This window comes from Kitasatospora purpeofusca, assembly GCF_034043715.1.
Classification (GTDB): domain Bacteria; phylum Actinomycetota; class Actinomycetes; order Streptomycetales; family Streptomycetaceae; genus Kitasatospora; species Kitasatospora purpeofusca_A.
Map to the genome: position 1 here is coordinate 100,110 of NZ_JAXCLC010000011.1, position 22,562 is coordinate 122,671.

A 22,562-nucleotide genomic window follows, 5' to 3' on the forward strand; every position below is an offset into this window, starting at 1 on the left:
CCTGCCCCCCGTCAGCCACGACGCCTCTACAAGGACCGCAACACCGTCGAGCGCCTGATCAACAAACTGAAGGCCTGGCGGGGCATCGCCACCCGGTTCGACAAGAAGCCCGAGAGTTACCTCGCCGGCCTCCAGCTTCGCGGCGCGATGATCTGGATCAAGGATCTCACCAGGGCCACCCCTTGATCACGACCGAATACGCTCCCTAGCAAGCCAGCAGGGACCGGCACCTGTGTGGGTGCCGGTCCCTGCCGCGTTCCCGCGCATGGGGTCGGTCAGTCGACGCTGCTCCACTCCACGTTCCCGAAGGAGAGCCAGCCGCCGAACGGGCCGGTGGTGTTCCAGATTTCCAGGTTGCCGTTGGGCTGGACATACAAGTTGGCGCCGGCCTGGTTGGGAGTGGCGACGGGGAAGATCTCGCCGACCTTCGGGCGAAGGTCGGGGTCGTCGATGGTGCCGATCACGTTGTCGGTCACTTCCTCCGGCACCGACATGATGCCGCGTAGGGCGACCATACCGTCCGGGCGTTTCTTCACCGTGACGGCCTGCCAGCCGCCGAGTTGCGAGCAGCCGCGCCTGAGCGTGATCGGCGTCCAGCTACTGCTGTTCTTCACGAGCCCGGAGCCCACGTCGATGGCTCCGCCCTGGATGCGCAGGCCGTTGCCGGTCTGGATCAGGACCCCGCCTTGGAGGGCCTTGATGGTCAGGCCGTCCTTGCTGAGGTACATCGCGGCTATCTGGTCGGCGAGCTGGACGAACCAGCCTTCCGGGTCGAGGTGCGTGAGCGCGGTCTTGTACCCGCCGGTGCCTCGCCGGACGCTCATCTCGATCGACGCGGCGGTGGTCTTGTCGCCGCCCCTTCCGGTGATGACGGCTTCACCGGCCATCCCGGACTCGCCGGCCACGCTCAGGGAGTAGCTGCCGCGGGCCGGGTAGGCGGTGCCGGGGCTGCCGGAACCGAGCCAGAGCCTGGGGGTCTGGGTGCCGTCTGCGGTGAGCTGCGGGCCGGTCAGCCGGGTCATGGGGACGGAGCCGTCCGGGGTGGTGCGGACCTCTGCGGTGAGCCGGGCGGGCTGCTTCTCCACGTCGGCGCCGGAGTACAGGAGGGCGGACGGGGCGGGGCTGTTGTCGACCGGATCGGTCGGGGCGAGCAGGACTCGGCGGCCGGTCAGCCCGGTCTGGAGGATGCCGCCGGTGACGGTGGCGCCGGTGATGGTGACGCCCTTGATGGTCTTGCCGTCGATGGCGTCGGCGGCCAGGCCAGTGGCTGTGATTGCTCCGGCGGCGATCTTGTCGGCGGTGATGCTGTTTACGGCGAGCTTGTCGGCAGTGACGGACAGGGCCTTGATCTCGCGGCTGGTGATCGCGGCGGCGGCGATCGACCCGGCGACGACTGCGTCGGCCGCGATCGTTCCGGCGGTGACGGCCCCGGCGGCGAGCTTGTCGGCGGTGACGGCGTTCGCGGCGAGCTGCCCTGCGGTGACGGCGCCAGCGGCGAGGTTCGCCGTGGTGACGGCCCCGGCGGCGAGTTCGGCGGTGCTGATGGCCCCGGTGGTGATCTCGCGTGCGGTGATGGCGTCGGCGGCGACGGTGCCGGGAGTGACGGCGTCTTTGGCGAGTTTCCCGGCGGTGACGGCGGCCTGGCCGAGCTTGGTGGCGGTCACGGCGGCGTCGGCGAGGGCGGGCGCGTCGATCGCGCCGACGGCGACCTTGGCGGCGGTCACGGCGTCGTCGGCGAGTTGGAGTTCGCCGACGATACCGACCAGGACTTCCTGGGCGACGACCGGGGCGGGTCCGGCGGACGCGGTCGGTGACGGGCCGGATGCTTTCCCCGATGTCGAGCGCGTCACCAGGACGACCCACACGGGGGTGGTGGTCGGCACGGTGGCGGTGCCGCCCTGCGGGGTCTCGATGGTGGTGACGAGGGTGGCGGGCGAGGGGATGAACGATGCGGTGGTCGCGGCGTGCACCTCGATGCGGGAGAAGTCGAGGGGGCTCGGTGTGCTGTTGGCGAACCGGCCGTTCCAGCCGACGCGGACGCCGCCGAGGGTCGGCGTTGCGGTCGGTGCGGCGGGCGCGGGCGGGACGGGGCCGTTGACGATATTCAGGGCGGTCGTGCCGTCGGGCTGCTGGCCGATGACGGCACGCAAGCGGCCGTTCGAGGTGACCTTGAGCGCGCCGTCGTCGACGCTGGAGTAGGCGAGGTGGGAGGAGCGGGACAGTTCGGGCAGGGCTGCTTCGAGCGCGGCGATGCGCCGGGCGAGGTCGTCCAGGGCGGTGGGCACGGGGTTCAGGCTCCGGTGGTGAAGGCGCGGGCGAGGCGAAGGGTGACCGTTTCGGGGCTGTCGCCCTCGGCAGGGCGCAGCGTCCAGGCGGTGATGCGGCACCAGCCGGCGAAGCTGGCCCACTGGTCGCGGACGGACACGCGGACGTCGTCGCCGATGGACCAGGAGCCGATCGGGGCGGCGGGGTGGTCGACGACGGTGATCTCTTCGACGGCCGCGCTCTGCTGGCGGCGGTCCCGTTCGGCACGCACGAGTTGGGCGAGGGTCGACGGGTCGGTGATGCTGGGCCGGTCGAGGACGTGTTCCATGCGCAGGCGGCCGTCGCGGACGGCGTCGACGACGCGGACCTTCGCGGAGCCGTCGCCGGCCCCGAGACCTATGACGACCTGCGCGAAGTCGTCGGCGTCGTCGCGGATCGGGGTGGGCCTGACGATGTTGACGCCGCTGGCGAAGTAGATGTCGTCGCGGCGGGTGCCCAGTCGGGGCCAGGCAACGGTGATGCGCCGTTCGGGCTGTTCGCCGTTCCAGGCGACGTTCTCCGTCCATTCGGGCCCGCTGTCCAGGCCGGTCGCGTCGCGCAGCACCGACGACAGGGCGGGGGCTTCCCACTCCTTCGTGATGTAGGGGTGTTCGCTGTCGCCGAGGAGCAGCGGGCTGCCGCCGGGCGGCAGGTCGACGTGGACGCCGAGGTCTCCGTCGGGCTGTTCCTGGCAGTACGCCCACACGTCGGCGATCACCTGGCACGGGTCGGTGCCGGTGTAGGGGCCGCGTCCGCCGAGGTTGCCGTGGAGGTCGCGGCGCTTGGTCAGGTAGGAGCTGAATCCGGTGGCGTCGAGCGGCAGCACGCCGTCCTCGGGGTCGGTGTTCCACAGCAGCCCGCCCCACGCCAGCCGGTGGTCGCGCTCGGCCCACAGCAGGGTGGTTCCGGCCTTGGCGTCTCGAGGTGCGAGGTGCGCGAACTTGGGGGCGAGGGTGGCGCGCATCGAACCCGGCCCGTTGAGTTCGGGCCCGAAGCTGACGCCGGACAGCGGCAGGTCCCGGGCGAGGACCTGGCCGCTGAGGGCGTCGGTGGTGAAATACCGGTACACCGGGGGCATCAGTAGACGCCCTCGACGAAGTCGATGTCGCTGACCATGGTGGTGTTGCCGTTGACGTCGATGCTGCCCGCCGAGGAGTCGTAGCGGCCCGCCTGCACGGTCAGGGTCTGCGTGGTGCCGCGCTGCTCCGGGCGCCACCAGAACGTGTCGGCCATGGTGATGTCGTTGCGGGACATGAAGCTGACCGAATCCGTGTCCATCTGCGACTCGTTGCCGATGGCGTCGGCGATGGTCTGCCGGAAGCCGATGAACACGCTGCCGGTGACGCGCAGGCCGTGGAGGCTGGTGACGATGGTTGCCTGAGTCGCCCAGGTCGGCACGTCGAAGGCGACCTTCGCGCCGGTCGGCCAGGTCTCCTGCCAGACGCCGACCTCGTCACCGATCGGGGAATAGCCGAACCCGCCGATGGTCCGCACCCGGCGCTCCCGACGGGGGTTGGCGAGCTGCCGCAGGTCGGTGATCATGCTGTCGGTGATCGTCTGGCAGTTCGGCGGCTGGGTGACGCGGGCGAGCGGGATCGCGGTCATGCCCGGCGGCACCGTGGTGGTGGTCGCGGACACGCCGGGGATGACGTGAAAGTAGCCGACGTCGCCCGTCAGCGGGTTGCGGTTGCCCTCGTACTCAGGGTCCTCGACGCGCAGGCAGATCAGGTCGCTGCGGCCGGAGCCGCCGGTCGGCGCGATCGGCACCGGGTGGTCGCCGGCGTTGTACTGGGTGTAGGAGCCCTGCCCGAAGACGTTGCCGCGCACGATCGCGGAGCCGTTGCCGACGCGCACGCCGGGCCCGGGCGTCGCGGTGGCCCGGACCTTGAGGTCGCCGCCTTCGGTGACGCCTTGCTCACCGCGGGAGAGGTCGCGGATCATCATGCGCAGCGCGCGGGCGGGGTGGATGCCGCCGGTGACCATGAGCGGGGGCTGTATCAGCATGCGGTGGTGCTTCCTTACAGGGAGGTGGAGGCGGATCGCCAGGTGATGTTGAGGCGGGCGGTGTTGGTGGCGTCCTGGGCGGACCAGCGGATGTCGGAGCGGCCCGGGGGGATCGCGAAGGCGTCGAGGCGGGAGCGGCGGGTGAGGAGCCCGGCGGCGGACCCCCCGCCGTTGCGGGTCACCCAGCGGGTTCCGGGCCGGGTCTCGATGTCGATCCACTCGTCGTCGCCGAGGGCGAGCGGCTCGAATTCGAGGACCGCGTCGGGGTAGCCGACGACCCAGATCTTCGGGTTGACGACGGGGCCGGTGATGCGGATCGTCGGCCAGCTGGGCCGGTTGCCCGCGTTGACGGCTCGGCCGGGCCGCGACTCGGGGTCGGCGGTGCCGGCGGTGAGCGGGGCGCGGAGCGGCGCAGTGAAGCCCTGCTTGTCGCGGTTGGACGTGTCGAGCGGCATGGTGACGCCGGACACCTCGTCGGCGTACCAGGCTGGGTCGAGACCTTCGAAGGTGATGTGGACGGGGATCCAGCCGTGGACGGCACGGGCCATGCTGACCGGTTCGACGCTGAGCACTCGCCCGTACTGGCGGCGGGCGGGACGGCCGGGGCGACGGATCCGCAGGACGTCCGTCGCGCCGGGTTCCAGGCGCACCGGGCTGTCCGCGGTGGCCTCCAGCTGGGCGAGCAGGTCAAGGGCGGCGGCAGGGTCGCCTGGGGTGCGGATGCCTGCCTGGATGCGCAGGCTCCGCACGCCGAGGAGGTCGCGGCCCGGGTAGGAGCCGTCCTCGCCGGGGATCGGCTGGGCGGTGCTGCGCTTGGGCGGGGTTCCGTTGCCGTCGATGTCCTCGATGAGCACGCGGGTGCCGTGGCCGATGACGACGCCGGCCAGGTCGATCTGCCAGTCCAGGAGTTCCTGCGGGGTGGTGGCCATCAGGCGCGGCCTCCCCTCTGGAGGTGGCGCAGTCGTCGCATGACGGCGTCGGCGACCTGCTCGCCGGTGACCGCCGATCCGGACACGCTGATCGGCATCTCGCCGACGAGCGGCGCGGGGGCGCTGTCGCGCACGACCACGGTGGTCGCCTGGGCCTGGCGGGCGGCGACGAGCTTCACGGCGCCGCGTGCGCGCAGGGCAGCGGCAGGGCGTGAGGTGGCGATTCCGCCGTCAGCGAAGGCGTGGACCTTGCCGCTGGTGGGCCCGTAGAGGACGGTGCCGCCAAACCGGCGGGCGGTCTCCTCCAGGATCGCCTTGGAGCGGGCGCGCTTGGACGGGGCGAGGGGGATGTAGCTCTCCCCCAGGGTCTCCGGTTCCCCGAACACACGCCAGCTGCCAGCGGGGACGATCTGCGCGATGTGGTTCTCCGGGCCGCCGCGTGGTGCGCGGATGCCGCCGTTGGCGTAGAACTCGACGATGCCGCCGGTGGCCTTGCGGACCGCGAACGGCGAGTCCCAGGCACCGCCGTTGAAGTTCGCAGCGCCCTGCGGGGTCAGCACCACCGGGATGTCGATCCGGGACGGCGAGTTGACGTTGACGTTGATCGTCTTCTGCCCCGGGATGCTCTTCACCGAGCCGCCGATCGCGTCCAGTTGCGCTTCGACGGCCTTCATGTCGCCCGACATGAGGGCCTTGGTGAGGTTGCTCGCCGCCTCGGAGCCCTTGGACTGCGACACCTGTGCGATCAGGGACAGCATCGCTGTCCACTCGTCCTTCGACGTCGCCCCGGCGCCCTTGAACGCCTGCACGATGTTGTTCAGGTCCGGCGGCGACATCGGCGGCGACGTGCCCCACAGGGCCTTCAGCTGAGCCATCGCTTTGTCGACATCACCGGCGAGCAGGGCCTGCGAAAGGGCGTTGGCGGCATCCAGGCCGCGGGCCTTGGCCATCTGGTTGATCAGGTCGAGGCCGGACCCGAGGTCGGCCTGTGCCGTCGTCGTCGCCGCCCCCACGGCCGCCGACATGTCGGTGATCGCCATCTGCTGCATGAGCTTCCCGAACACGGCGACGTCGTCGGTCTCGGCGGCCTTCGCCCAGGCGCGGGCCGTGTCCTGGCCGTACTTCTGCGCGATGAGCGGAACCTGCTCCAGACCGGCCCTGTAGGCGTTGGTGGAGCGGGCGGTGCCCTCGGTGACGATCTTCTCCAGCTCGTCGGCGACGCCGGTCTGCCCGTTGCGGAGCTGGCCGACGAGTTCGGACAGCATCCCGGAGGAGGACACGCCGAGCTGCGCGAAGTGGTCGACCAGGTCCAGGCGGCCCTGGACGGCGAGGTCGGACAGGTTCTTCTGGAAGTCGCGCTGCGTCTGGAGCTGGCGGCGCATCTCCCCCATGTAGTTGTCGAGCCCGGCCTTGGCGACCTGGGTGAGTCCGGCGAGCTGTTCGGCTGCGCCGGTCTTCCCGGCGCGCAGGTTCTCCACCAGCTGGTGGACCATGCCGGAGGAGGCGTCGCCGAGCTTGCCGAAGTGCTCGGCGAGCGGGCCGTAGCCGCGCGCGGTCAGCTCCTCCAAGTCCCGCTGGAAGCTCTTCTGTGCGCTGCCCTGCTCGGTGAGGGCCTTGATGTAGCCGGTGACGCTGGTCTTGGACAGGTCGAGCTGCAAGGCGCCGGCCCGGGAGGACTCGTTGACCTTGTCCTGGGCGGCCTTCCAGGCGTTGGCGGGCTCGACGATGGAGGCCATCGCCTTCCCGACGGCCTTCATCTCCTCCGTCCACTTGGTGTTGCCGTTCTTGTCGACCGGCAGGGCCATGGACGGAGACCAGACCTCCAGGTTCTGCTGGACGGACGCCTTGACCTTGGCGTTGACGATGTCCATGGCGGCGGCGTTCTCGGCGTCGGCCTTGATCGCGTCGGACCACGTCTGGTGGCGGTCGGCGAGGATCTTCTTCGCCCGGTCGAACGACACGTCGTAGCCGCCGACTGCGGCGTCCCACGACTTGGCCTTGCCGAAGTCCAACTTCTCGTTGAGGGCGGCGAGCTTCTCCCCGCCGGACATGAGGCCGTCGATGACCTCCTTCATGTCCAGCCCGGCCGCCTTGAGCTTCTTCATGTCGTCGGAGTTGGCCAGCGACTCTGCGAGGGCCCGCATGCCGGCGCCCACGTCGTGCTGCTCCCGCTCCTGGCGCAGCGCCGCGGTGAGGTCGGCGGTCGCGGCGGTCGCCTTCGCCTTGGACGCCGAGTAGGCGGAGTAGCCGAGCACACCGAGGGCGAGGAGACCGGTCAGGCCGGTGACGGCGAGGCTGGTGCCGCGCAGGATCGCGGGCAGCATCGCGCCGCCGGCCTGCGCCTCCGCCGCGGCGGTGCGGAACGCGGTGAGCTGGGTGGAGAGTTGGGCGACGCCTGCGCGGGCGATGAGGGCGACCGCGCCGAGGGCGAGGAGCACGCCGATGGTCTCCTTCACCCCGGCGGGAAGGGAGTTGAAGGTGTTGGCGACGACGGAGGCGCCTTCGGCGAGTTCCTGGAGGACCGGGAGGAGGACGCGGGCGAGGTCCATGCCGAGGGCGGCGGCCCGGTTCTTGAACAGGTCCCACTGGCCGCCGACGGTGTCCATCTGGATGGCGTAGGCCTTCTGGGTGGCCTCCGCCCGGTTCACCGCGAGGCTGATTCCCTCGTACGTGTCGGCGTAGTTCTTGCCGTCGGCGGCGGCCAAAGCCAACATCGCGCGTGTCGCGCGAATGTCCTTGAAAAGGTTGACAGTTGCTTCGGCGGCGCCACCGGTGGCGGTGTTGATTTTGCCGAGGACGGTGTAGAGGCCGTCTTGCTGGATGGCGGATGCGGCGGACTCGTAGCCGAGGTCGGAGATCAGCGCCGCCAGATCCTTGGTGGGCTTCATGAGGCGCGTCATCAACATGTTCAGGGAGGTCGCCGACTCAGAAGCCGGGATGCCCGCCAGGGTGATCGCGGCGAGCGCAGCGGACACTTCCTCGAAAGAGATGTCGGCGGCGGCGGCCATCGGCACCACATCACCGAGCTGCTGCGCCAATTCTTCGAAAGAAATGACACCCTTATTGACGGTTTGGAACATAATGTCCATGACGTCGCTCGCCTTACTGGCGGGCATGCCGTACGCCTTGAGGACACCCAGCAGCGCCGTCGCGGAGGTCTCGGTGGTCGTCAGACCGGCGGACGCGCCCTTCGCGGACACCTCCAGGATCGACATGGCCTCCGCACCGTCGAAACCGGTCGAGACGATCTGATACAGGCCCTGCGCCAACTGCGCAGCGGTCTGCGGGAGCTGGGTGGAGAGCCTGACGATCTGATCGGTGAAAGCCCCGACGTTGCGACCGTCGATCTGCTCGGAGATGGTCAGGACGTTGGCCATCTCCCGCTCAAGGCGGATCGCCCCGATCGCCCCGGCCGCCAGGACCGCCCCGAGGGCGAGACCTGCGGTGACGAACGTGGACACCCGGGCGGCGGTCGCGGCCTGCGCCGCCGCTGCAGCCTCGGTCTGGGCGCGGCCCAACTCGGCCGCCGCTGCGACGGACCGGCGCGCGGCCTGCTCCTCCGTGGCGGCGAGCCCGGCGCGCGCCTGCGCCGCCGCGATGCCAGCCTGCGCGGCCGAGGTGCTGGTGCGCTCCGCGAGGGCGGAGGCACGGGCGGCGGTCTCCTGGGCTGCGGCTGCGCGGACGGCCTGCGCGGCCTGCGCCTCGGCGGCCCGCGTCGCGGACTGCGCGGCGGCGTCGGCAGTGCGCTGCGCGGCGGCGGCACCGGCCCCCGCGGTGGCCTGCGCCCGGCCGGCCATGGTCTGCGCGACCTCCTGGGCGCGGGTCGCGCGGGTGCTCGCCTCGATCGCGGCGGTGCGCTCGACCTCCGCGCGGGCGGCGGCCTGCGCCGCCACGACCTGGGCCCGCCCGGCGCGTTCGGCGACGGCGGTCGCGGTCTGCTGCGCCGCCGCCGAGCGTTCGGTGGCCTCCCGGACCGCTACCTGCGCGGTGGCGGCCTGTTGCGCGGCGGCGACCTGGGCGCGGCCGAGCTGGGCGGCGGCGGCCTCCACCCGTTCCAGTTCGGCCCGCGTCGACGACAGTTGCCCGTCGAACTGGCGGAACTGCTGCGCACCTCCGCGCAGCCCGGTCGTCAACTGGCCCAGTCCGGCCTGGAGTTGGACGTAGAGGGTGTAGGCGCCGGCCACCCGGGCGCTCCTAACTGGGCTTGATCAGCCCGATACGCACCCCGCGCCCCTCGGCCCCGTCCGGGACCTGCTCCTGCTCCATCTCGATCAACTCGCAGCCAGAGCAGCGCACGGTCTGCGCCACATAGGCGTGCCGGTCACCGCCGCGCTGTTCGTCCCACTCGCCGGTCCGTGTGCCGCAGCCGTCGCACACGTCCCGCTTCCACTCGGCCCACGCCACCGCTTTCGCCCGGTCCAGTGCGCTCCACCGGCCGCCCGCACTCGCGCCCATCAGCTGCGAGTGCGGGATGCGGTAGGTCTCGCACAACTCCATCTCCGCGCGGAACTGCGGGTCAGCCGTCAGCCTTTTCCCAGGTCGAGCCGCAGCCCTGGGGTCTGGTTCACCGCGAGCGCGCCCGTGAACAGGATCTTCGCGTCAGTGTCGGACCACTCGTCCAGGAGTTCCTGCGCGTCCTCGACGGTCATGCCGTCGACCTCCGTGCCGGCCGCGTCCCGCTCGACGTGGGAGGCGGCGATCAGCGCCGCCGGGAACGTGAGCACGTTGTACTCCATGCCGCGGTCGGCCTGTTCCTCGGTCGGGGCGTGCTCGCGCAGCAGTTCCTCCCACGCCGGGCGGGGCAGCGCCCGGAACGTGACGGTCACCGTCGCGTCGGCGAGGGCCTGTTCGGCGGTGGACAGCACCGAGCGGGCGATGACGACCTGCGGGTGGTCCTCCGCGAAGGCGTCCCGATCCCCGGCGTCGACTCCCGCTCCGTCGGCGGCAGTTCGGGCTGCCGCCCGGGCGGTGGCCAGCTTCATCTGGGCGTCGGTCACGGCGAGCTTCGCCGCGTCGTCGTCGCAGATGGAGACGGTCCGCTCCGGCAGGCGCCGGGCCTTGAGCCTGGCCATCTTCGCCCGCCAGTGCGCGTCCCGGGCTACCGCCTGCACCGGCGGCTCGATCGTGGTGGTCGTCATCGCCCGCCCCCTCAGCCTGCGGCGGCGGCCGGGACCGGCGCGTCCAGGGTCGGCAGGTCGCTGATGGAGAAGCTGACCTTGAACTTCGCGGGCTCGGTGCCGGTCGAATAGCTCGGTGCGCGGGAGCCGACGCGGACCGGGAACACGTCCAGGCTCTTGGACTGCGGGACGTCGCCCTTGCGGAGGATGCAGACGTAGCCGACCGCGTCCTTCGACAGGAGGGCCTCGATCACGTCGCTGCCCAGGTCCTCGTAGAAGGTCAGCGACGAGTTCGCGGCCTTGTCCTCGCCCGGGATGCTCGTGGCGAACCGGTTGCCGAGGTCCGGCGTCTCGATCGGACTATTTTCCAAGCTCCAGCCCTCGATGTCCGCGACCTGCTTCGACAGGTCGGTGCCCGCCGTCAGCTCCGTGCGGGTGGGGATGTTCGTCGGGGCGGCGATCGTCTTGACGAAGTAGATCTTGGTGACACCGCGGCGCATGTACCGCTGCTGCGTGGAAGCCACGCGACTCTCATTTCCGGGGAACACCGCACCCGGGGTTCATGACCACCGGAGACCCGTTCCCCTGACGGCCACCCACTGCGAGGGGTGGTCGAGGAGTCGGCCCGTACCGGCGGTCGGGCGTCCGTGCGGGGGTCTCCACGGTGAGATGTGCCAACCAGGGGTCGGCGGGCGGGTCAGCTGTCAGGTGTCGTGACGTGCAGCAGGACCCGCGTGACGTAACTGTATACGCCGTTGGCGACGGACTGGCCGTCCTCCTTGTCGATCTCCCGGCCGATCACGGTGTGACCGGCCGGGAGGATCGGAGTAGCGAAGCCACCCTGCGACCCGACGGCGAGCAGCGTCGTACGGACCTTGTCGGCCATCCACTCGACCTGCTCGGCGGTGCTGGCCACCGACGTGATCTGGTAGACCATGCGGCCGTCACCAGCCTGGTCACCGAACGGCGGCCCTGACGAGGTGCCGCCGAGCGGGTACAGCACGGTGTAGGGGATCGTGTTCCCGGTCGGCTTGTCCGCAGCGACCGGCGCCGCCCCGTACCCGCAGCTGCGACCGGTGCCGGCCACGAGGGCGTCCCGGAGCGCGAGCGAGACGACCCTTCCCTGAACAGGCATCTACTCCCCCTCCTCATCGGCCTCGCCAGCATCGGCGACCCGGCAGGCGGTGATCTCCCCGGCCAGGTCGAGGGAGGCGTACCGGATCAGCCCGGCCCGGTCCCAGGCGGGCATGTCCGCCGGCGACGCCTCGGTGTACAGGCCCAGCTCGCCAGTCTCCTCGTCCACGACCTCCAGCACGAGGACCATCCGCGACAGCAGCCCCGCGCCGTGCGCCCGCAGCGCCCCGGCGACGGCCTGGTGGATGTCGTCGGTCAGCTGGCTCATCCCGCCACCACCTGTTCGGCCACGCGGCCCATCGCCGTGAGGAACAGCGGCTCAACGCGCTCCACCGACGGCCCGACGTGCGGAAACGGCGGCTGATGGAACACCCTGCCGAGGCTGTCCCGCCCGACGAACCCGTACTCCAGGCGCGGCCCCTGCGGGCGGCTGGTCCCGACGATCGCTTCCACCCCCGTCGCGGAGGCCCGGACCTCAGTGGTCCACGAACGCCGGTAGTCGCCGGTCTGCACGCCGGGTCCGGGGCGGCCGGACGCGGCGGCGCGGATCGCGGTCTCCAGCAGCATCGCGTGGTGCCGGACCACGGCGGCGGCCGCCGGGACCGCGACGGCGGCCCTGGCCTCCAGCTGTGCGGCGACGACGGCCGCGTTGCTCGTCACGCTGGCCATCAGCCCGCCACCTTCTCCAGCTCGGCGGGCTGCCGCTTGCCCAACGCCCACTCCGTGAGCTGGAGGAGCAGCGCCCGAACGAACTCGTTCGGGCCGCCGTCCTGGAGGTCGTGACGGTCAAGGACGGCACGTTCGGTCTCCGCCGGGTCGAGCGCGGCGAGGAACGCGGCAGCGGCCGGACCCGGGTCGGGATCGGCGCCGACCACGATCCGGGCCGCGCCCTCCCACTGGGGGTCGGCGGTGGGGCGCAGCAGCAGAAGAAGCTCCGGGGGCTGCCCGGCGGTGTGCTGGAGCTGGTAGGAGGCGACCTGGTCAGCGATGTCGTGGCCGTCGACTTCCAGGCGGGCGGTAGGCCCGGCGGCCTGGATACGGACATGCCGCGGCTCGGAAGGGGTGGTGGGGGTCATGATCCCGAGCCTAGGAACGCCGACCGACACCCAGCCCAGGGAACACCCCCGCTGCCCGCGGGGCTCGCAGCCTCTACCTGCCCGAGCAAGGAGGTTTCTCTGCGGCCTTCTGGCCGGACCGACTGCAATCTGCTCTGATTCCGGGAACCCTGCACCCTATGGCTCACAAAACTTGAGAGTATTAGGCACGTCGATTCCCGAGAAGCCTCCGATCTTTCCCCGCAGCGACCGCGAAGCCCACACCAGAAGTGCTATTCTCGGCACGCCCGGCTTAACGCAGGGCTGCAACCTTCTCTACGCAGAGAGGAGGTGAACGGGTTTGGACACCGGCGACGACTCGAACAAGCGTCAGCCGGTGTGGACATGGCTTAAGCGAACCGCCGAGGCACTGACGATCATCGTCTGCTGCGGCCAGGTCGCCGAGATGGCGCATGCCTGCATCCGCGTACTGCGGGGCTAGCGCCGAGCCATAGAGGGAGCCCGGGTGCGCGAACACCCGAGCTCCGATCCACACCCGCTGAGGCACCCTGCCGCCCGTTGGCTCCGCGGCCAGCAGCAGGGTGCCTCCTTCATGTACGTGGATCTCCCTTGCGGGACACGTAGAAGGTTACCACTTTTTAATCGTTTATACCTTTCTCGCGGGGTAAAACCCCAGCCAATCCGGCCGCCAATCCGCGCTAACCAATCCACTCTTTCGATAAGACCCCGGAGCCCGTTAGGCTGAAAGAGTGGCGACTTGAAGGGCCAAAGACGCGTCCCTCTTTCACTCTTTCGCGAAAGCCCTGACCAGCGGTGATGCATTAGCAGCAGGCCGGTGAGCCGCCCTTCGGAGCGGCTCCGCGCCGCGCCGCCGACGAGTGAAAGCGGGCAAGATCTCGCCGCCAGGTCCGGCCGACCGTCCCGCCGGTCGGGGACCGCGCCGCGACGACGGTCACCAGGTCGCCGTGCACTCCGGAAGCCACAGCCGATCGCACGGGTGCGACGCCAGGGAAGCCGGCGGCCTACCGTCGAGGGTCGTCCGCCCAAGGCGGCCGGGGTGCGGGTTGGTCCGGCCCGGGCTTCCACGGCTGCGCGGCCGGTTCCGGGTGTGACGAGGGCGAGGTGCCCATGGCGCGAAGCCTTGCGAGGTTGGCGGCCTGGCGTTGCTCCTCGTCGGTGCTGCCGTAGGGGTCGGAGGGTGCTTGGGGGGGAGGTGCGGGGCGGCGGCTGGCTGCCAGTCTCAGGCCGTGGCCGCACTGGTCCTGGGCCTGGAGGATGTGCGAGGGGGACGGCTGCTCGGGCCAGATGGTGATCTCGTAGTCCTCGACGGGTGAGCTGACGACGCTGTCGGGTGCGGTGTCCCGGCCGCGGGCCTTGACGAGGATGCGGTACCAGCCCGGGCCCTGCGCGCTGAGGAGGGGAAGTCCGGGCACCGGGCCGTCGGACAGCGAGTCGACGCGCAGATTCCCGCGCGGGGCGTGGACGCTGGCCTCGATGACCTCGCTCCAACGCGGGTCCGGGCCTTCCCCGTCGTCGGGGCGGGCGGTGAGAGCGGTGACGTACGCACGCGCCGGCCCGGTGTGGATACCGGTGTGGATGCGGGCACCTGCGGTCATGGTGATGACCAGGCCGTTGGAGTAGTCGTCTTCCGGGCCGACCGGGATAAGGCCGGCGTCCAGCAGGCCGAAGGATCGGTCGGAAACGTGGACGAGGACCGGGGTGTTGGTCGGCACGGGGCACTCCTCTCGGAACTGGCTCCAGATTAGGGGGTTCGGCGGGCCACCCGCCGGACTGTGGGCCCGAACCGCGCCAAGCTTTCGGACCGGGCCCACGGCGGGTCAGGCTATAACCAGCACCCTGAAGGGGTCGCCGTCAAGTACCCGCTCCCACCGGTAGAACTGCGACATGGTTCCGCCCTGCGAGTCCTGTTCGTTCCTGCTGATCATGCACACACTGACGCCGGTCGGGCCGCTCTGCTGGGGCAGGCCGAACGAGCAGTTATCGAACGTGCGGCGGGTTCCGCCGGCTGTCAGGCCCTGCCGACTGGTGGCAAGCGGATACTCGTCGCAACTCTTGTCGGGAATGCTGGGGGCGTCACCGCATGCCATCGTCCGGTTCGGCCCGGAGACGGCGGGGTCCGTCGTGCGGGTCAGCGGCGCCTCGAAGGTGGCGCCGGGAAGACCGGACGCCTGGGCGAGCGAGACGTGCCTGGCCAGTTCCGGAGTGTTGGCCTGACGGTAGAAAGCGGGTGACGGGTACCACGGCACGACGCACCCCGTGTACGGGTTCCCTCCGGTCGCGTTGTCGCAACGCACATTGTCCCGGCCGTAGTTGGCCGTCGCAGGGTCGTAGCCGGCCGCCCGGAACGTGAGCTGCCAGTTGGTGGTGCAGAAGCCGATGGCACCCGGCGCCGTGGCCGTGGTGCCGTAGTACGCCTCGCCGATGCGCCAGCTCCCGGTCGGCGACAGGCCCTGTGCCGGGAACGTGGCGTTGGCGCGGTTGCACGATCCGCTGGCCGATGCCGTGCCCTCGACGGTCGCGGTGATCGCGTCGCCCCACCCGAGGTAGGCGGAGACCTCGATCTGGTGCGCCCAGGTCGGCCCGCCCTTGTCGGTGAACTCGTAGTTGATCACATTCATCTGGGCCTCACCGGTGACGGTGCGCGTCCCGTTGGTGATGCGGTAGGTGGTGAACGTCAGACCGTTGACCTCGCACGCCTCGTTCCGCAGGCCATAAACTCCCTGATAGGCGTGGTCGATGCACCACTTCGGGATCTGCAGGGCCTGAACCGCTGTGGGCACTTCCTGGGCATTGGTCGGCTTCAGTCCCGCGTGCGGGGTCGTGACGGTCAGGCAGGATGTCCTGCCCTCGACGACCGGCGCACACTCGGACGTCGCGGCCAGCGCCTGCGGGCGGCCGGGCTTGGGAGCAGGGCTGTTGGCCTTCTCCTTGGTCGTGGTCTGGACGCTGGCGGCGCTGGGTGCCACCGGCTTCTCCGGGGACGCGTCGGCGGTGCCGATCCCGGAGACGATGAGAGCCGCGGCCGCAGCGGCTGTGGCAAGGGTGCGCAGTTTCAAGGCTGGGCTCCTCGGGATGCCCGCGTGGTCCAACGACTGCCCCACGCAGTCGGGCCCACGGGCCACGACAGAAGCTACGTGCACTCACCGCCCTAAGGAATCACCCAACGAGGGTCGGCCGAAACGGCCCTGAACGTGGCGCAATCACGACGGAGGACCGGTACCCTCCGCTCCGCAAATTCGCCAACTACACGACATAGCAAAGAAGTTGGCGGAACTCGGCGTCCGGGTCGTTTCGGTGTGCGGGAAGATCCCGTCCGCGGCCCGGAGGCCCAGCAGGCCGGCTTCGCCCGCCGGGCCCGCCAGCCACCTTTGGGGTGATCATCTCGTCCAGGCGGGTGATCCGGGCGACGGCTACGGTGCTGGCCTCCCCCTGGTCGAGGGCCTGCCAGGTCCGGCCGACCGTGCCAGCAGTTGGCATCTTCGCGGCGGCGGGGATTCTTCCGCGGAGCCGGACCCGGACGTTCCCTGCTGGCCTGCCAGCAGTCTGCCGGACGGGGGCAGCTGCCTTGGAGAGAATCGGGGCATGGCTCAACTCGAACCGCTCTCATGTGAACTTGAGAAGCAGCGCAGCGAGTACGTGCAACTTCTACGTGCCGGCCAGCTCTCCCCGTACGCGCTCCCGGCCGTGGCGGCCGCAGTAGAGGAAGCTGTCCTCTCACGCGCATGGGCCCGGACCCGGAACCACTACGAGACAGTGGGAGGCCGGATCTACGTCCTCTCCGTGGAAGGAACGCACAGGCGGATCAAGGTCGGGACAGCGGGAGGTGTTGGTAGCCGCATCGCCACCCACCTCAATGAGTACCACGCCAATGGGCACGGGCTCGTCGACGCCTGGATCTCGAACCAACTTCTCGACGCGCGCTCCCACGAAACGGGCCTGCACAAAATCCTTAGGACTCTCTTTCACCAGCCGAGCTACCGGCGGGAGGAGTATCCGGACGGCGACTTCGATCGCGTCTGCGAACTAGTGGCCATGGTGGATGCGAAGTACGGCCTCACCGAGGATCAGGTGCAGTTCCATGAGTGGGAACGGCAGAAGCAGGCCCGAGCCGGGGAGGACGAGCTGCTTCGCTGGGTCGAGCACCAGATCGGTGAGGCGAGCGGGGACACCGGTAGCAGCTGATACGCGAACTCGACGGGAGGGCTGGCTCGCGCTAAACGCCAGCCCTCGCGCCGAACTTACACGGCCACGAACTCGTCGATTCGCGTGACCCGTGCGACCGCGACGGTGCTCGCCTCGCCCGGATCCAGGGCCTGCCAAGTCCGGCCGACAGTACCGGCCGTCGGGCTCTTCGCAGCAACGACCGTCACAAGGTCGCCGCGCTGCGGCAGCGGCGCCGACAGCGGGGTCACCAGCCCGTACCAGGATGCGGTGTCCTCCAGCCACCGGCCGCCCACCAGGTGCTCGACCGCGGCGAGGCCGTGCGCGGAGAGTACCGCTCCGGCGCCCTGCCACACGGTGGTCGTCGGTGCGGGCCCCACCAGCCCGGTGACGACGTCCAGCACGGGGGTGCCGGTCGGCCTGCTGATCCGCACCTCGTCCACCATCACGGTGCTCTCCAGGACCTGCCGGACCGCTTCGAGGTCCACCGGCGCGGTAGGGGTACTCACGCCGCACCGCCGCTGGTCTTCTCGATCCGCATCCACGTCTGCCGGACGACGGACAGGGCGCCCGTCTCCCCCGGGTCGAGGATCTTGAAGGTCCGGCCGACAGCGGCCGGGTCGGTGCTCTTCACGATCGTCACCGTGTTGGCCTCCGCCGCGACGGGCGCGGTCATCGGGGTGAAGAGGAGGTAGCGGCCGTCACCGTCGTCCTTGTACGGCTGGCCCTCCAGCCGCAGAACGACGCCGGGCCCACCGGCCGCGCGGTGCAGTCCGGGTCCCTCGTAAGCGACTACGTCCGGGCCGGGGACGTACTGGCCGGTGTTCGGGTCGAAGATCTGGGGGCCCGGCGCGGAGAGCCGGACCTCCTCGGTCAGGAGCAGGCGCTCCACGATGGCGGCAACGCCGCTGGTCGCGGGCATGCCGGAGCCGGGTTCGGTGGTGGGGGTGGTCATGATCCGAGCCTAGGAACCACGGCCGACAAATCCCCCGCCGACGGCAGCAGCCCAGGGCTAGCATCGGCGGCATGAGCAGCAGCGAGCACCTGGCGGTCACCGGCACGTGGCCGGCGTGCGGCCACGAAGGCCCGGCCGACACCCGCACTGGCCCCGGCCTTGGCCACTGCCTGCGCCCGCCGCGCCACCGCGAGCGGGCGGACGGCACCGGCCCCGTCCTCCACCGGGACCGGTTGCACGAGTGGGAGGAGCAGCCCGAGCAGCCGTGGTGGACCGCCCTCGCTCTCGACTCCGACGCGGACCCACTCACCTGAGCTTCCGCGAGAGGAAGAACTGTCCGCACCCCGCCTTTCGGACAGTTCCGTATGAGGACAGTTATCGGACCGCATGCCACTGCTCATGGCTCGGCGGAGACGGGCCGGATCGTGTCCTGGCCGCCTCCAAGTGATAGTGGCCAGTTATCTCCCCACTGGCGGCCAGCGAGTGGGGAGATATTTCGCCGCCATTGGGCACGCTGTGTAGCGGTGGTAGTGGGGTGTTCTGTGTACCAGTGCTTGGCCTTAGCGGGTGGGTTGCAGGGTGGGATTGAGGGCGAGGCGGTTGTCGCTGGGGTGGTGGCCTTCGGGGCTGAACGGCGGGACGGTGCCGGGGAGGCAGTCGGCGATCAGCAGGCAGTCGTGCTGGCGGTCCTCGGCGGTGGCGGCGATCAGGGCTTCGCCGTCGGGTGCCCAAATGCCGGAGTTGCCCTGGTACTGCCAGGAGCCGGCGGGGACCTGTTCCCAGCCACGGCGGTTGGCGTAGGCGACGAACAGGCGCCAGATGCTTGCCATGGCCGGGATGATGTGGCGGGTGGCGTCCTGGTAGGGCACCTGGCTCATGGTTCCGTCGGCCAGCCGGAAGTGCCCGTCGGCCGCGGTGGGTCCGAGCACGACCTGCGCGCCGTGCCCGGCCAGGTATTGGTACAGCGGCGGAAACTCGCACTCGTAGCAGTTGAGCACCCCTACTGCGATGCCGTTCATGTCGACCACCGGCGGCAGGTCCTGGCCGAAGGAGTAGTTGCGCCGCTCGGCGGCCCCGTACAGGTGGGTCTTGCGGTAGTTCGCCACTACCAGCCCATCGGCGGCGATCACGCTGATCGAGTCGTAGAAGTCGGTTCCGTCGCGCTCGGGATAAGGCAGTACCACGGCCAAGGAGTTCTCCTTGGCCGCCAACCGGGCGCGCTCGACCGAGGGGCCCTGGTGGTGTTCGGCCAGCTCGCGGCACTCCTCGGGGCCGATCGCGTAACCGGTGGTGTACTTCTCCGGGAACACCACCACCTGGCAGCCGTAGTCCGCGGCCAGCACCGTCACTTCGATCAGACGCTCCAGGTTCTGCTCCACCGCCTGTCGTGTGCCGACCGGGCCCTGGCCCTGGTAGAGGGCCACCCGCAGCCCTTCGCCGACGGCGGGCGCGGTGCGCGAAGCGGAGCGGAACACGACACGGACAGGCTGGGTCATCAACAGGAGGTCCCTGAGTGAAGGGCGGTCCAGGCGACCGCCACCCCAGCAAGAACGATTCACCACGCCATCAGACACCAAGACCCACGTCCCGCCCGCATCGGGCTCAGCCGACATGAGGTTCCAGAACAGCCATCCCTACTTTCGATCACAGGGAGTGACCTCGGCGCTGGCCGTCCACGGGGGAACCATGGTGGCCGCTGTCACTCCAGGCCCGGCCTGGCGAGCGAGGCGCCTCCCGTGACGGCTGGTGGGTTCAGGTCGGTGCCTGGACCGACGACCCATTCGCCATCGACCTCTACGTGATGTGCAGCACCCGGTAGCCACAGCAGCAGAAAGGGGCCCAAGGTCGCGCCGGGCCCCTCGCATTCCGGTGCGGCCGGCAGGCATGGAGCCAGGCCCGAGGCCGTGGTGGGTCTCGTCAGCCGCGTCGCCGGTGTTCCAGCTCACCCGTCGGCCGGACCGGGCAGCCGGTCACCGATGACTCAGTCTCCATTTCTGCGTGTGCCGCCCCGTTCTCGGTCAGTTCCGAGACGCTCCACCCTCAAACACCGCGAGGCGGAGAACACCTGATCGAGTGAAGTGGTCGGCATTGCGTCGATGCCTCGCCGAGCCGGTCGGCATGGTGAGCAGTACACCTGCCACCGGTCCTCGGTGGCTCCGTTCCAAGGATGTGCACATGGCCGACTGGAGCTACGAAGACCAGGGACTCCCGACTGATGTCTTCCAGATCGACAGCATCACGGTGACCCCGGACCCGCCTACTCCGGGGAGGGACGTGATGATCAAGGTCCTTGGGCAGCTCCGTGCGGTTCCCGACGCCGAGACCTATGTCGTCCTCGCCGTGAAGCTCGGACTGATCAAGATCCACCACAAGCGCCAGTTGCTGTCGGAGTTTCTCGCGGAGTGGGGCGCCTCGGTGCCCACGAAGACCGGCCCCTTCACCCTGGAACTGTCCCGCTGGCTGGCGAGGGAGATTCCACCCGCCAAGCTCAAGATCACGGTCGATGCCCACACAGGCGCCGAGGAGGACGCCTTTTGCCTGGGGTTCACGGCCGACTTCTCAAAGTCCTAGCCCCAACTGGTGAGCTCGCGCATCTCCCTGCCGGCGGCGCTCGGCGTGGGCCGACTGTGCGCCGAGCGCCGGTTTGAGGGGGCCTGGGGAGGTGGAGGTAGTGGTCCTTTTGGGTGATCGACGGCGTGATGCCCGCCGTACGTGCGGGGCATGTGGGACGTTGGCGAACGGCATCTATCCGGGCTACGAAGGGAACAGGTGGGGTCTGTGGTGACTCAGACGGAGCGCGACCGCTTCCAGGCGATGTTCAGGCAGGTCGACGGCGACGGTGACGGGGTGATCGAGCAGGTTGACCTCGACCAGATGGTCCAGCGGACGCTGATGCAGTTCGGCGCCGTGCCCGGCTCTGCGCACTGGCGCCGGGTGACCGATCTGGGCAACCAGATGTGGCAGGCGCTGCAGAAGGGCGCCGATGCGGACGGGGACGGGAAGGTCACCGCCCGGGAATTCGTCGCCGCCTACCGCCGCGCGGACTTCCTCGACCAGGTCGCCATCCCGTTCGAGCTCGCCGCCCTGGAGACGGCCGATGCCGACAACGACGGCAGGATCTCCATCGCGGAGTGGCTGACCTGGCAGCAGGCCAAGGGCCTCTCCCAGGTCGAGGCCCTCCAGGAGTTCCAGCAGGTCGACTCCGACGGCGACGGCTTCCTCACCCGCGAGGAGTGCGCCCAGCACGTCAAGCAGTCCTACACCGCCCAGTAGGACAGCCCGCGCCGTCGGCCGTGCCGACCACCGCCGGCACGGCCGACGTGTATGACCGGCCGACAGGCTCGGCCCGCCCGGCAGCCGGGAATCAAGGCGGGGACGGCGCTTCGTACCCTACCGGCCGCTTGGAACGTCCGTGCCAGCATGCAGTGCGTCACTGCCCCCCAGCCGTCGTCCAGTCCCGGCACGCCCCGCCTCCCGCACCTCGCTTCGTCAGCGGTAGGTCCAGGGGCTGGTTACGTCGATGGCCTATTTGTCGATCGGGAAGCGGACGCCGTGATGATCACTGGCTCCGGCAGGAATGTCGCGGCCAGCGGGCGGGAGACTCACCCCTGTGTGATGACCAGCTACAGCTGGACCTGGGTCGCCGAGCCGATGGCTTGGCCCTGCCCGACGACAGGCTCCGTGAAGAGGGCAGCGACCGCAGCGAAGTCCGCGCTGTTCCACCGCTCCGGACGCATCCTGATGGTGATGTCCTTGGCCAGTTGCTCCATGGTCACCGCCAGGTAGGCATCGGCGACTTCCGGCTGCATGTAGCGGTGAGCCATCGCGGCCCGTTCCGCCGGATCGACCTTGCCCTCGACTTCGACGACGGGGCCCTCCACGCTCACGTACCGGCAGGGCGCCTCCTCCTGCTGGGCGCAGAGCGCGAACCTGCCGACTGCCCGGATCAGGCGGGCCTTCGCCGAGTCGCGGCCGGTGATGACCGTGATCAGCCCACCGGGCTGGTAGGCGTACCAGATCGGCACGGCGAGCACGCCCCTGCCGGGTTCCGTGCCGTTACCGCTGACGGCTAGCACCCCGACGTGGGGCGCGGCCAGGAAGCCTTCGCGCTCGGCAGTGGTCATGGCGAAGGACAATGGGTCGACCTCCCGTTGGTGGAGACCCGCGCAGCTGTCGTGGGCCGGACAATGTGCCTGTACCCGGTCGACCGGTGCTCGAACAATGAACCATCCAGACGGCGCACCCAGCAGCCGTCCTGTGGCCATTCCGGGGCGCGGATTTCCCTGAGTCGACAGTCATCGTCAGCCCGAGGGCCCCGTAGGTCCGGTCTAGGCAGGCCGTGGCCGATCATGGAGGAGTGAAGCCGCCAACGTCCGTACCCGCGTCACCATCGCAGCCCACACCGCCCGGCGGCCCGGCTCAGCCTGCGGCCCGGGCAGCGTGGCGGGCGGTCTCCGTGCGGGCCGACGGCCGGTGGCGCGTCGGGATCCTCGACCGCTGGATACCGCACCCCGGGCCTAAGGCATGGTGGGAGGCGGGCGTCATCTGGGGCCCGGATCCGAAGGACCGCGCCGTGCTGCGCTTCGACCCGCAGGCGATCGTCGAGCTGGCGCCCCCGGCAGGCCCGCCCGGCCGTGATGCCGAAGAGATCGGGGCCCCGCAGCCCGGCACGCACACCACACCCGCGCCGTGGCTCCCGGTATGGGTGGCGGCGGACGGAGGCTGGCATCTTGCGCGTCTTCTCGCCTGGCACCAACCGTCCGACGGCAGCAGTTGGACGGTGACCGTCCGGGCCTCCCTGGACGGAAGCGCCCCGGTGCGGCACCTGGTGTTCGATCCGGCGACGATCGAGCCGGTCCGCAACCAGCCCCCTCAGTAGGCC

At 70.2% G+C, this 22,562-nt stretch carries 24 protein-coding genes and 1 pseudogene; 7 read left to right on the forward strand and 18 right to left on the reverse strand.

Annotated elements, in window-relative coordinates:
• Positions 1-24: 24 nt before the first annotated feature.
• Positions 25-186: pseudogene (locus SM793_RS08510) on the forward strand (IS5/IS1182 family transposase); the annotation flags it as partial.
• An 89-nt stretch (positions 187-275) separates the two neighbouring features.
• On the opposite strand, the gene SM793_RS08515 reads toward SM793_RS08510, so the two are convergent.
• The 12 genes from SM793_RS08515 to SM793_RS08570 form a co-directional block, all read right to left on the reverse strand.
• Complete coding sequence (locus tag SM793_RS08515) at positions 276-2,285, reverse strand: hypothetical protein (protein ID WP_320437448.1); 2,010 nt, start codon at positions 2,283-2,285, stop codon at positions 276-278.
• A 5-nt stretch (positions 2,286-2,290) separates the two neighbouring features.
• Entirely contained in the window at positions 2,291-3,373 is a 1,083-nt protein-coding gene (locus tag SM793_RS08520; protein ID WP_320437449.1) for a hypothetical protein, read from the reverse strand.
• 8 nt (positions 3,374-3,381) lie between these two features.
• Entirely contained in the window at positions 3,382-4,308 is a 927-nt protein-coding gene (locus SM793_RS08525) for a hypothetical protein (RefSeq protein WP_320437450.1), read from the reverse strand.
• A 14-nt stretch (positions 4,309-4,322) separates the two neighbouring features.
• Complete coding sequence (locus SM793_RS08530; RefSeq protein ID WP_320437451.1) at positions 4,323-5,237, reverse strand: hypothetical protein; 915 nt, start codon at positions 5,235-5,237, stop codon at positions 4,323-4,325.
• Positions 5,237-9,421: a phage tail tape measure protein gene (locus tag SM793_RS08535; protein ID WP_320437452.1), complete on the reverse strand. Its 4,185-nt coding sequence runs from the start codon at positions 9,419-9,421 to the stop codon at positions 5,237-5,239. Before SM793_RS08535 ends, SM793_RS08530 begins: the two co-directional genes overlap by 1 nt.
• Before the next feature lie 10 nt (positions 9,422-9,431).
• On the reverse strand, positions 9,432-9,728 hold the full coding sequence (locus tag SM793_RS08540; RefSeq protein ID WP_320437453.1) for a hypothetical protein: 297 nt from the start codon (positions 9,726-9,728) through the stop codon (positions 9,432-9,434).
• A gap of 32 nt (positions 9,729-9,760) precedes the next feature.
• On the reverse strand, positions 9,761-10,375 hold the full coding sequence (locus SM793_RS08545; RefSeq protein WP_320437454.1) for a hypothetical protein: 615 nt from the start codon (positions 10,373-10,375) through the stop codon (positions 9,761-9,763).
• Between the two features lie 11 nt (positions 10,376-10,386).
• Positions 10,387-10,878, reverse strand: coding sequence for a hypothetical protein (locus tag SM793_RS08550; RefSeq protein ID WP_320437455.1), 492 nt, complete (start codon positions 10,876-10,878; stop codon positions 10,387-10,389).
• Between the two features lie 173 nt (positions 10,879-11,051).
• Positions 11,052-11,489 carry a hypothetical protein gene (locus SM793_RS08555; RefSeq protein ID WP_320437456.1) on the reverse strand — a complete coding sequence of 146 codons (438 nt, stop codon included), beginning with the start codon at positions 11,487-11,489 and terminating at the stop codon, positions 11,052-11,054.
• Complete coding sequence (locus tag SM793_RS08560; RefSeq protein ID WP_320437457.1) at positions 11,490-11,756, reverse strand: hypothetical protein; 267 nt, start codon at positions 11,754-11,756, stop codon at positions 11,490-11,492.
• Positions 11,753-12,157, reverse strand: coding sequence for a hypothetical protein (locus tag SM793_RS08565; RefSeq protein ID WP_320437458.1), 405 nt, complete (start codon positions 12,155-12,157; stop codon positions 11,753-11,755). The genes SM793_RS08560 and SM793_RS08565 overlap by 4 nt, the downstream gene beginning before the upstream one ends.
• Entirely contained in the window at positions 12,157-12,564 is a 408-nt protein-coding gene (locus tag SM793_RS08570) for a hypothetical protein (RefSeq protein ID WP_320437459.1), read from the reverse strand. Before SM793_RS08570 ends, SM793_RS08565 begins: the two co-directional genes overlap by 1 nt.
• A gap of 319 nt (positions 12,565-12,883) precedes the next feature.
• Between SM793_RS08570 and SM793_RS08575 the strand changes: the two genes are divergently transcribed.
• Positions 12,884-13,024, forward strand: coding sequence for a hypothetical protein (locus SM793_RS08575; protein ID WP_320437460.1), 141 nt, complete (start codon positions 12,884-12,886; stop codon positions 13,022-13,024).
• A 541-nt stretch (positions 13,025-13,565) separates the two neighbouring features.
• Here the strand turns inward: SM793_RS08575 and SM793_RS08580 are convergent.
• A complete protein-coding gene (locus SM793_RS08580; protein ID WP_320437461.1) occupies positions 13,566-14,276 on the reverse strand; it encodes a hypothetical protein in 711 nt (236 codons plus the stop codon).
• Between the two features lie 105 nt (positions 14,277-14,381).
• On the reverse strand, positions 14,382-15,620 hold the full coding sequence (locus SM793_RS08585; RefSeq protein ID WP_320437462.1) for a hypothetical protein: 1,239 nt from the start codon (positions 15,618-15,620) through the stop codon (positions 14,382-14,384).
• Between the two features lie 526 nt (positions 15,621-16,146).
• Here SM793_RS08585 and SM793_RS08590 point away from each other — a divergent pair.
• A complete protein-coding gene (locus SM793_RS08590; protein WP_320437463.1) occupies positions 16,147-16,746 on the forward strand; it encodes a hypothetical protein in 600 nt (199 codons plus the stop codon).
• Positions 16,747-16,802: 56 nt separating this feature from the next.
• Here the strand turns inward: SM793_RS08590 and SM793_RS08595 are convergent, their stop codons facing one another.
• Together SM793_RS08595 and SM793_RS08600 are read right to left on the reverse strand one after the other, a co-directional pair.
• Positions 16,803-17,234, reverse strand: coding sequence for a DUF6093 family protein (locus SM793_RS08595; RefSeq protein ID WP_320437464.1), 432 nt, complete (start codon positions 17,232-17,234; stop codon positions 16,803-16,805).
• Entirely contained in the window at positions 17,231-17,680 is a 450-nt protein-coding gene (locus tag SM793_RS08600) for a DUF6093 family protein (protein ID WP_320437465.1), read from the reverse strand. Before SM793_RS08600 ends, SM793_RS08595 begins: the two co-directional genes overlap by 4 nt.
• Before the next feature lie 71 nt (positions 17,681-17,751).
• Between SM793_RS08600 and SM793_RS08605 the strand changes: the two genes are divergently transcribed.
• On the forward strand, positions 17,752-17,994 hold the full coding sequence (locus SM793_RS08605; RefSeq protein WP_320437466.1) for a hypothetical protein: 243 nt from the start codon (positions 17,752-17,754) through the stop codon (positions 17,992-17,994).
• A gap of 246 nt (positions 17,995-18,240) precedes the next feature.
• Here SM793_RS08605 and SM793_RS08610 read toward each other — a convergent pair whose 3' ends face one another.
• Positions 18,241-19,176: a nitrilase-related carbon-nitrogen hydrolase gene (locus SM793_RS08610; RefSeq protein WP_320437467.1), complete on the reverse strand. Its 936-nt coding sequence runs from the start codon at positions 19,174-19,176 to the stop codon at positions 18,241-18,243.
• Positions 19,177-19,855: 679 nt separating this feature from the next.
• On the opposite strand from SM793_RS08610, the gene SM793_RS08615 reads away from it, so the two are divergent.
• Positions 19,856-20,251, forward strand: a complete 396-nt coding sequence (locus tag SM793_RS08615) for an ML domain-containing protein (protein WP_320437468.1) — start codon at positions 19,856-19,858, stop codon at positions 20,249-20,251.
• 207 nt (positions 20,252-20,458) lie between these two features.
• Entirely contained in the window at positions 20,459-20,953 is a 495-nt protein-coding gene (locus tag SM793_RS08620) for an EF-hand domain-containing protein (RefSeq protein ID WP_320437469.1), read from the forward strand.
• Positions 20,954-21,303: 350 nt separating this feature from the next.
• Here SM793_RS08620 and SM793_RS08625 read toward each other — a convergent pair whose 3' ends face one another.
• Positions 21,304-21,804, reverse strand: coding sequence for a pyridoxamine 5'-phosphate oxidase family protein (locus SM793_RS08625; RefSeq protein ID WP_320437470.1), 501 nt, complete (start codon positions 21,802-21,804; stop codon positions 21,304-21,306).
• Between the two features lie 449 nt (positions 21,805-22,253).
• Between SM793_RS08625 and SM793_RS08630 the strand changes: the two genes are divergently transcribed.
• A complete protein-coding gene (locus SM793_RS08630) occupies positions 22,254-22,559 on the forward strand; it encodes a hypothetical protein (protein WP_320437471.1) in 306 nt (101 codons plus the stop codon).
• Positions 22,560-22,562: the final 3 nt, after the last annotated feature.

Bases quoted from the DNA above. Each gene is read 5' to 3' on its own strand.
- SM793_RS08605 (WP_320437466.1), top strand. From the start codon at position 17,752: ATGAGCAGCAGCGAGCACCTGGCGGTCACCGGCACGTGGCCGGCGTGC.
- SM793_RS08615 (WP_320437468.1), top strand. From the start codon at position 19,856: ATGGCCGACTGGAGCTACGAAGACCAGGGACTCCCGACTGATGTCTTC.
- SM793_RS08560 (WP_320437457.1), bottom strand. From the start codon at position 11,756: ATGAGCCAGCTGACCGACGACATCCACCAGGCCGTCGCCGGGGCGCTG.
- SM793_RS08600 (WP_320437465.1), bottom strand. From the start codon at position 17,680: ATGACCACCCCCACCACCGAACCCGGCTCCGGCATGCCCGCGACCAGC.
- SM793_RS08545 (WP_320437454.1), bottom strand. From the start codon at position 10,375: ATGACGACCACCACGATCGAGCCGCCGGTGCAGGCGGTAGCCCGGGAC.
- SM793_RS08565 (WP_320437458.1), bottom strand. From the start codon at position 12,157: ATGGCCAGCGTGACGAGCAACGCGGCCGTCGTCGCCGCACAGCTGGAG.
- SM793_RS08610 (WP_320437467.1), bottom strand. From the start codon at position 19,176: ATGACCCAGCCTGTCCGTGTCGTGTTCCGCTCCGCTTCGCGCACCGCG.
- SM793_RS08555 (WP_320437456.1), bottom strand. From the start codon at position 11,489: ATGCCTGTTCAGGGAAGGGTCGTCTCGCTCGCGCTCCGGGACGCCCTC.
- SM793_RS08590 (WP_320437463.1), top strand. From the start codon at position 16,147: ATGGCTCAACTCGAACCGCTCTCATGTGAACTTGAGAAGCAGCGCAGC.
- SM793_RS08570 (WP_320437459.1), bottom strand. From the start codon at position 12,564: ATGACCCCCACCACCCCTTCCGAGCCGCGGCATGTCCGTATCCAGGCC.
- SM793_RS08625 (WP_320437470.1), bottom strand. From the start codon at position 21,804: ATGACCACTGCCGAGCGCGAAGGCTTCCTGGCCGCGCCCCACGTCGGG.
- SM793_RS08530 (WP_320437451.1), bottom strand. From the start codon at position 5,237: ATGGCCACCACCCCGCAGGAACTCCTGGACTGGCAGATCGACCTGGCC.
- SM793_RS08525 (WP_320437450.1), bottom strand. From the start codon at position 4,308: ATGCTGATACAGCCCCCGCTCATGGTCACCGGCGGCATCCACCCCGCC.